General features: G+C 41.0%; 7 protein-coding genes. 2 read left to right on the top strand and 5 right to left on the bottom strand.

Annotated features, from left to right (window positions below):
• Positions 1–50: 50 nt before the first annotated feature.
• From murD to DP116_RS20535, 3 genes are all read right to left on the bottom strand, one after another.
• The gene (gene murD, locus DP116_RS20545) at positions 51–1,535 is read right to left on the bottom strand and encodes a UDP-N-acetylmuramoyl-L-alanine--D-glutamate ligase (protein ID WP_169156938.1); all 1,485 of its coding nucleotides are present in this window, start codon (positions 1,533–1,535) and stop codon (positions 51–53) included.
• Between the two features lie 90 nt (positions 1,536–1,625).
• Positions 1,626–3,776, bottom strand: a complete 2,151-nt coding sequence (glyS, locus tag DP116_RS20540) for a glycine--tRNA ligase subunit beta (protein ID WP_169156934.1) — start codon at positions 3,774–3,776, stop codon at positions 1,626–1,628.
• Between the two features lie 66 nt (positions 3,777–3,842).
• Positions 3,843–4,421 carry a Uma2 family endonuclease gene (locus DP116_RS20535; RefSeq protein WP_169156933.1) on the bottom strand — a complete coding sequence of 193 codons (579 nt, stop codon included), beginning with the start codon at positions 4,419–4,421 and terminating at the stop codon, positions 3,843–3,845.
• On the opposite strand from DP116_RS20535, the gene DP116_RS20530 reads away from it, so the two are divergent.
• Positions 4,411–4,572, top strand: a complete 162-nt coding sequence (locus DP116_RS20530; RefSeq protein WP_169156932.1) for a hypothetical protein — start codon at positions 4,411–4,413, stop codon at positions 4,570–4,572. The two genes, DP116_RS20535 and DP116_RS20530, sit on opposite strands and share 11 nt — an antisense overlap.
• 43 nt (positions 4,573–4,615) lie before the next feature.
• On the opposite strand, the gene DP116_RS20525 is transcribed toward DP116_RS20530, so the two are convergent.
• Entirely contained in the window at positions 4,616–5,683 is a 1,068-nt protein-coding gene (locus DP116_RS20525) for a trypsin-like peptidase domain-containing protein (RefSeq protein WP_339381506.1), read from the bottom strand.
• Between the two features lie 236 nt (positions 5,684–5,919).
• On the opposite strand from DP116_RS20525, the gene DP116_RS20520 reads away from it, so the two are divergent.
• Positions 5,920–6,870 (top strand): hypothetical protein, encoded by a 951-nt coding sequence (locus DP116_RS20520; RefSeq protein ID WP_169156930.1) that lies wholly within the window; start codon positions 5,920–5,922, stop codon positions 6,868–6,870.
• 27 nt (positions 6,871–6,897) lie between these two features.
• Here the strand turns inward: DP116_RS20520 and DP116_RS20515 are convergent.
• On the bottom strand, positions 6,898–7,767 hold an 870-nt coding region (locus tag DP116_RS20515; RefSeq protein ID WP_169156929.1), incomplete at its 5' end, for a tetratricopeptide repeat protein.

The following is a 7,767-nucleotide window of genomic DNA, read 5'->3' as shown; positions in this document are numbered from 1 at the left end:
TGCAAGTCATCTTTATAAGCTTAATTGCACTAAAAACTATAACTTAATTTCTAATTGATAATCTTTACTAACTCCAAACACAACTGCCGAAAATGGTCGCCCCTTTGTTCAAAATTGGCGTATTGGTCGAAACTCGCACAAGCTGGGGATAAAAGCACCACAGATGCTTGATAATGTTTTGCTAATTCTGCTGATTTCGGAACAGCTTTTTCCATTGTTTCTACAATTTCGTAATTCTCATATCCTTCTTCTTGCAATCTTTTAGCAAAAGCAGGTGCAGCAGTGCCGATCAGCAATACACAGGCGGCTTTGTCTTTAATTTTTGCGATCCAGTTAGTGTCATCACCCGCTTTGGCTTCACCACCAGCAATTAATATAACCGGACTTTTGACTGAGACTAAACCAACTTCAGCAGCGTCGTAGTTCGTGGCTTTGCTGTCGTTAATGAAATCAATGCCTTCCCAAGTACAAATGTGTTCTAAACGATGGGGAACACCAGGGAATTCATTTACAGCGCGAACAATAGCATCTTGATCAATTCCCCCTAAACGCGCCGCTGCAACTGACATCAGTAAATTTTGCTGATTGTGTTCTCCCACCATCCGTAAAGCGGAAACTTCCACAATTCTTTCTGGTTGAGAGTTTGCATTCAACTTTTCTACAACCCAGCCATCTTCAATGTAATAGCCTTGAGAACCGATTAAATTATCTTTACCTTTGACACTTGTCCAATAGGCGTCAAACCAATCACTTGCACCGACTTTCCTTAAATATGGATCATCACCGTTAAACACTTGCAACTGAGACTGACGCAGCAGATGCGCTTTGATGTTGTAGTAGTTCTCTAAGGTTTTATGGCGACTGAGGTGATCTGGTGTGAAAGTTGTCCATACACCGATGCGAGGCGCAAGAGAAGAAGATGATTCTATTTGATAGCTACTGACCTCTGCAATCACCCAGTCTATTTGATTGTCAGATGATGCGGGGGATGAGGGAGAGACTTCTAATTTTGAATTTTGAGATTGCGTCGCTTTGCTCGCAACGCTACGCGATTTTGAATTGATACGTCCTCCATTCTCCACAGACAAGGCAACTTCGCAGGCAGCGTAGCCAATGTTACCGCAGGCGGGAGCGTTTAATCCTGCTTGTTGAAAAATTGCGGCAATTAAGGCTGTGGTAGTGGTTTTACCGTTTGTGCCTGTAATTCCCACCCAGGGGACGGATTGCAAATGCTGCCAAGCGAGTTCCATCTCGCCGATGGTTTTAATACCCAATTCTCGTGCCTGAATTAACACGGGTATATCCCAAGGCACACCAGGACTAACTACTATCAATTGAGGTAAGTCTGAATCACTGAGTTCTAGAGAATACCCCAATTTAACAGTAATTTGCTCTGTGGCAAGTTCTTGTTGTTGATTTAGAAGGTCAAGAGAGGTGTTGCGATCGCTGAGTTCCACCTCCCAACCTTCTCGTTTCAACAATCTCGCCGCAGCAATACCGGACTTTCCTAATCCAATGACGTGGGCTTTGGGCATAGTGGGCATAGACTGTGGCAGAGGTCCCTGGTTAAGCACCATTATGGTAGCGTTTATTTGCAAAAATCACACAACTTTTTTTTACTGATGCTACAAATTTTTTACTATCGCACCAAAATCCGCTAAAACACGGGCATGGTTACGAAGTAATCCGAGCAAATTTAACCGATTGCGTTTGATTTCTGGATTGGGATCCATGACTAAAACGCTTTCTGCACCGTCAAAAAAGTTGCTAACGGTGGGGGTAATTTGCTCTAATGCTGTGACTAGCTGTCCATAATCTCGTGACTGTTGTGCAGCTTGAGTTTGTGGCACTAATTCCACAATCGCATTGTAAAATGCTTCCTCTGATGATTTTTGGAAGAGTTCTTTACGAACGATCGCTTTGGGGTCAAGTTGTTTTGTATCCAAATCTCCTTGAGCCGCTAAACGAGTGGAACGATTCACGGTTTCGTAGATGTTATCTAATGTACCATTGGCGCGGATTTTTTGCAGGAAAGTTGCGCGATCGCCCACATCCAATAAATCCTTCAACGCCCTTTCTGTATATTCCCGGTCGTTTTCTCCCAACACAGCATTCACTAAGTCATAGTCAATGTGTTTTTCTTCTTGCAGTAAAGTACGGATGCGTTGCAAGAAAAATTCTTCTAACCCAGCAACTAATTGATTTCTATCTTTGTGATATTCACTCGCAAAATCTGTCGCAACTTTTTCCAGTAACTGTTGTAGATTGATAGGTAGATGGGCTGTCCATGTAATATTCACGACTGCATTTGCTGCCCGTCGCAAAGCGAAGGGGTCAGAAGAACCCGTGGGTATCATCCCCAATCCAAAGATGCTGACTAATGTGTCAAGTCTGTCTGCCAAACCGACAACTTGTCCTGTCAAAGTTTCGGGTAATATGTCATCTGCCGAACGAGGTAAATAATGTTCAAAAATTGCCGTTGCAACTGCTTCCTCTTCTCCACTTGCAAGAGCATATTTTTGTCCCATAACTCCCTGTAATTCCGGGAATTCATACACCATTTGACTGACCAAATCAGCTTTACATAAAAGAGCTGCTCTTTGGATGTTTTCGCGTTCTTTTTCGCTTAATTGCAACTGTTCTGTGATTTGTTCGGCAATTTTGCAAATGCGGTTGACTTTCTTCAGTAGCGAACCTAAATCCTCTTGGAAAGTGACGGTTTCCAATTGAGGTAAAAAGCTTTCCAAAGGTTTTTCTAAATCAGCATCGTAGAAAAAGCGACCATCGGCTAAACGTGCGCGGATAACTCTTTCATTTCCTACAGCAATGATGTCTGATTTTGTGGGATCACCGTTCGAGATTGTGACAAAATTTGGTAGTAAGTCTTTGGTGTTTGAACTTTGGAACACAGGAAAATAACGCTGATGACTTACCATCACAGTGGTAATCACCTCTGTAGGCAAGTTCAAAAACTCTGATTCAAATTTACCAATAACAGCTGAGGGAAATTCTACAAGATTTGTGACTTCCTGCAATAAATCTGGGTAAATTTCTGCATAACCGCCTAACTTTTGTACCGATTCTTTGACTTGCTGCGTAATGGTATTTACCCGTTCATCCGTATCAACCACAACAGAAGCAGAGCGAAGCGTGGTGACATAATCAGTCGCGTTGGGTATGGTGATGGGTTCTGGATGTAAGACACGATGAGCTTGAGAGATGCGATTGCTCTTTACCGTCTCGGAACCATTATCCAATTCAATTGGTAGCACCGCCTCATCCAACAAAGCGACTAACCAGCGGATGGGACGAGAAAATGTCTTATCTCCATCACCCCAACGCATCAACCGCTTTCCTTCGAGTTTGAAAATCCATTGAGGAACAAGTTCTGTTATTATCTCAGCAACTGGACGACCGCGAGTCACTTTTCGGACAAAGACAAAATCTCCCTTTTCAGTAGGGCGAACTTCCAACGCAGAGACTTCCACACCTTGCTTTTTAGCAAAGCCTTGTGCTGCTGGTGTTGGGTTCCCATCTTTAAATGCTGCTTGTGCGGGGGGACCTTTAATTTCTTCTTCGCGATCCGCTTGCTGCGAGGGTAAACCTTTGATGAGTACCGCTAAGCGGCGGGGAGTTCCGTAAACTTCCACAGCATCGTAAGTCAGGCTGTTTTCTTCCAGAGTGTGAGGAATGCGAGATTTCCACTGCGAGATAGCGCTACTCAGGAAACTTGCAGGGAGTTCTTCTGTACCAACTTCTAATAAAAATGAAGGCATAGGACTATTTTTCAAGGAAAGCTGGGCTTAATTATATTAGTCAATTGAACCAGTTTACCGTGCTTGTTATGCTTCTGTTTCAAATGCAACACCTTCATATAGCAATTCAATCGGAAACTCAAATTCAATACTTGATAGAGTGATAATATCTTCAGCAGTGTAGGGATAATAAAGCCACATTCTTCCCTCTCCCCGACAGAAACGCTCAACGGAGATTTTTTCAGAGTCAATCAAGATATACTCTTGCAAAGTGGGGATTTTAAGATAATCAGTGAATTTATCACCTCTATCTTTGCCGCTTGTACCTGGTGAGAGGACTTCCGCAATGAGTTTAGGAAACTGAATAAATTTGCGGGCATTGAGGTCTTGAGGGTCGCAACTGACGATAACATCAGGATAGTAGTACTGGCTTTGGGCACTGAGTTGTACTTTCACGTCTGACACATTCACTCGACAACCTCTATAACGCAGATGTGGGTGTAGGGTAGTGTAAAAGTTAAGTGCAATGTCATTGTGGGGAATTGTAACACCTGTCATGGCAAAAACTTCGCCGTTAATGTATTCGTAGCGAATGTCTTGCTGAAGTTCCCATTCGAGATATTCCTCGGCAGTCATTTTTTGGGGTTGTTGGGTGATGGCTACCATAATCTTTGAACGCCAAGACTTTTTCGGGTTTGGTTTGATTGTAGCGTTGTGGGTGAGGGTGAAAGTTCGTCAAAACCGTTATATAAAGCCTACCCAAAGTTACACACAACTGGACAATTCTCGCCAAATATACTTGATTCAGAACGAGTAATAGTTAAAAATTCAGTAACTCGCTACTTATCGTCATCGGCTAACTATATCGCTAAACGAGCATAAATTTCTGGTGCGTTGTTTTTCAAGTCATTTAAGAGTGCTACTGCACTCGTCCCCGCATTACGTAAATACCTTCGCTGCGTACTTGGTTCCGGAAGCATCCCACCGCTATGGTGAATACCAACCACTAGAAAATCATCATCGAAAACAGGTGATCCTGATGAACCTGGTTCTGTACTTGTAGTATATTGCAATACTTGATTGTCGGCGTAGGCGACAAAGTTATTCTGTATGGAGATTTTCTTCAAATGTCCGCCGGGATGCTGAATGATTGCTACACGTTCATCTCGTCGCATCAACTTACTTTTGAAGATTAAGGGTTTGCCGAAGTTGGGGACATCTTTCAGGGTTACTACTGTAACATCTAGTTCTTTGTTAGTGTAAAAAGCACCATTTGGTAAAGCTCCAATAATCTGTGTTGGGCATTCTTTACCATTAATATCGAGTTGGTAGTTGAAGCTAAAATTACTTTTGTCTCCTACTTCCTGACTTTGGATGACGTGATTGTTCGTCATGAGTAAATCAGGTGCAATCATAAACCCCGTACCCAAACCTTCGGGAGTGCGGATACGAACCACAGCTTTTGATGCTTCTAAAGCCAAGTTTAAAATGTAGATATCGCGTAACGTATTTTCCCCAATAATCTTTTCTTTGATATCAGCCGTACTATCCATTCCCCTCCAATTGTTAATTCCACGGCTAGGACTGGCTGGAACATCAAGCGGGTAATTCTGAAATAGTTCTACTATAAAATCCTTATCCTCATCCCCAGTGAAGGGCTGAATATAGTTGAGGAAGACAGCAAGAGCTTCTTTATCGTAAGCAACTCGTCCAAATTGGCAGAAAAACCGCACCACCTCCACAGAAACGCCCATCGGCGAACCATCCAAATCTAACCGCGCCATGATAACATCGGCTTGGGCTGCACCTTGCAATGCACCTGCAACTAAACGACGGCGATCGCGCACATTGGCAAAGTCGGGTAAGTTTTGTACGATACGGGTGAGCCGTTGGAAGTTAGGTTGCGATAGTTGAACGGTCAATGTCACTACTCCTATAGCAAGTATCGATAATATTTGTTTGTTACTGCGAATACTGAAATTTTAGTTTAGTGTTTATTGTCCCAAGTATAGTTTAAGTATTTTCGAGAGTAAATTTATATTGCAAACAGTAAATTTTCCGGAATTGCAAGCAGAGAGTTTGTAAAAGCTCACTATGATGTTCACAAGCTTATTAGTTGCTAGAAGCATCAAGTTATAAAAAAATTTATCAGATGCATGGAACTATGACACGGATACGCAAGCAAGCTTTATTCGCTGCCCTTTTGTTTGGCAATGTTTCACTGTCATCAGTATCGAGTTTGGTATTAGATAAGTACCTTAAAAATTCACTCAAAGCTAGTTATGGATACTCTACGACTTTATTGAACTCGAAAACAAAACCAATACATTCGAGTAGTTTTCAGCCAGCTATTGGTATTAAGTTCCCACGATTCAAACTACCACCAATAAAACTACCACCAATAAAACTACCGTGGGGTAGACTACTCAAACCACTCAAACAATTCATACGACAAATATTTCGACCAAAAAAACCACCGGGGGTTAGACCATCCAAACCACCCAAACCAGCACCAGTTATACCATTGCAATACTCTCCCTCGAACGATCAGCAAGTTAACCTTGTCAGCGATGCAATGTCCAAAAGCAAGCAGAAGCAGACGGTGCAAATATTTTTGAATGATATGTCACCGAAAAATGCGAATCTTCTGGAACAAAGATTAGAGGCTGATCTTACTAGAAAGATTCAAGCAAAATTATTAACACCTAATTTAAGCAGTCAATTTCCGGTTCAAATACGCAGTCAATCTCAGGTTCAAAACTTGAGTGACCAAACATTTCAAGAAGCCGCAGAGAGTTTTTATCCAGCGCGTGATGCAGCTGAGCAAGTACTGGCATCGCGTTACAAAGCTAGAAATGGGGTGTGGACCAATAAAGATACAAAAGATGCACAATTAGCTGCACAGCAGGTTATTCAAGAACAGCGTCGTCAAAAGAAAGAATTAGTTTTGAGTGGTACGTTAGTTTTGAGTATTACGACAACCACCGCAATTGCCGTAATTGCTGTTGAATCTGCCAAAGCGAAAGTTCAAAAAAATAATAACAATCGAAATTTCCGGACTTTGCCTCGAAATCGCAATCCTGTGTATCGATTATTCAAAAAAATACTTAGGTAATAAATCATGTGATTTTACGAGCTAAATTTAGCGAAAGCGTTGGAAAAAGCTTTTCCAACTACTTTCTTTTTTGATTTGCTCAAATAAGTGTTCCATTTGCTTGGCTGCATCATCCATATTTTGCTTTTGGAATAATTTGATAGCTCGCTCAATTTCAGTTTTCGCTTTCTTCTGTTTATTTTGTGCGAATAGCGCAAACGCATAATGTGTATAGACAATTGGATCTGGTGTGCTATCTATGATATTGAGTTCTATAGCTTTTTCAAACTCAACAATTGCCTCCCTATATTCGCCCTGGCTACTAATAATCCTTCCTAAATATAAGTGAAATTCTGGATTATCTGGTTTGAGCGCAATTGCTTTTCGTAAATTATTAGCTGCATCTACAAAATTATTTAACCTGTATTGACAATCTCCTAACTTAGCATATGCTTCTGCATATTTCGGCTTAATCTTAATTGCTTGGGTGTATTCTTGAATCGCATTTTCAAAACGTTCACACTCACAAAACGTGCATCCTAACAAATAGTGTATTTCTGCTAAATCATCTGACGCACCATTAGTGTTAAGTTTAATTGCCTGTTTATATACCTCAATCGCTTCTGGAAACTGAGCTTTGACGTAAAAAATCTTTCCTAAATCTACATAAAATTTGACATTATTTGGTTCAAGATGAATAGCTTTTAGATATTGTGCGCTCGCTTCATCTATCTGCCCACACTGTAACAAAATGTATACTAAATTTTCATGAATAATCACATTATTTGGATTAACAGCAAGCGCCTCTTTGTAGATATAAACTGATTCTTGTAATCTATTTTGCTTGTAAAGTTCGTTTGCTAAACCGATGTAAAATTTTTCAATATTTTCATTTTTTAAATTCCAATTCTTTTGAAT

Source organism: Brasilonema bromeliae SPC951 (assembly GCF_012912135.1).
In the GTDB taxonomy this organism is placed as follows: domain Bacteria; phylum Cyanobacteriota; class Cyanobacteriia; order Cyanobacteriales; family Nostocaceae; genus Brasilonema; species Brasilonema bromeliae.
Note: the sequence above shows the minus strand (reverse complement) of the source record. Positions and strands in the feature narration are given on the sequence as shown.

Coding starts and splice junctions, on each gene's coding strand:
- murD (WP_169156938.1), bottom strand. CDS start 1,535: ATGCCCAAAGCCCACGTCATTGGATTAGGAAAGTCCGGTATTGCTGCG.
- glyS (WP_169156934.1), bottom strand. CDS start 3,776: ATGCCTTCATTTTTATTAGAAGTTGGTACAGAAGAACTCCCTGCAAGT.
- DP116_RS20530 (WP_169156932.1), top strand. CDS start 4,411: ATGGCTACCATAATCTTTGAACGCCAAGACTTTTTCGGGTTTGGTTTG.
- DP116_RS20535 (WP_169156933.1), bottom strand. CDS start 4,421: ATGGTAGCCATCACCCAACAACCCCAAAAAATGACTGCCGAGGAATAT.
- DP116_RS20520 (WP_169156930.1), top strand. CDS start 5,920: ATGACACGGATACGCAAGCAAGCTTTATTCGCTGCCCTTTTGTTTGGC.